This window comes from Streptococcus sp. DD10 (genome assembly GCF_001578805.1).
GTDB lineage: Bacteria > Bacillota > Bacilli > Lactobacillales > Streptococcaceae > Streptococcus.
On the sequence record NZ_KQ969203.1, the window covers coordinates 1 to 442 of the forward strand.

At 33.9% G+C, this 442-nt stretch carries 1 pseudogene; it reads right to left on the reverse strand.

Features of this window, described 5'->3' with window-relative positions:
- Nucleotides 1-34: 34 nt before the first annotated feature.
- A pseudogene (locus STRDD10_RS10680) lies at nt 35-442 on the reverse strand (transposase); the annotation flags it as partial.

The following is a 442-nucleotide window of genomic DNA, read 5'->3' on the forward strand; positions in this document are numbered from 1 at the left end:
GGCTCTTTATCAACTGTAGTAGGTTGATGAAAAGCTAACATCTAGAGAAGACCGAATTGGTCTTCTCTTTTTGTATGTTTAGAGCAATGAAAACACGCTTTCTAAAGTTGATGAAATTTCTAAATCAGAATCCCAACCGTTTGATATCTTTGAATAATTTGTTAGTTACTTCAAGTTTTGCGTTTGAATAATCAGCTTCTAATGCATTTTTGATGTATTGTTTGTATTTAAGAAAAGTCCTAAAGACAGTTTGAAATTAAAGAGTTGAGAGATAACATACGGCTGTCCTTTTGAAAGAGTCTACGTGCCAGTGGTATATAAGTTCGAGACATATCCATTGTGATAAACTGGACCTTTTGTCGAGCTTTCAATGGATACTTCAAAAAATAATTTCGTATAGTGGTTTGACGGCGATTATCAAGGATGGTTATGAGTTTGTTGG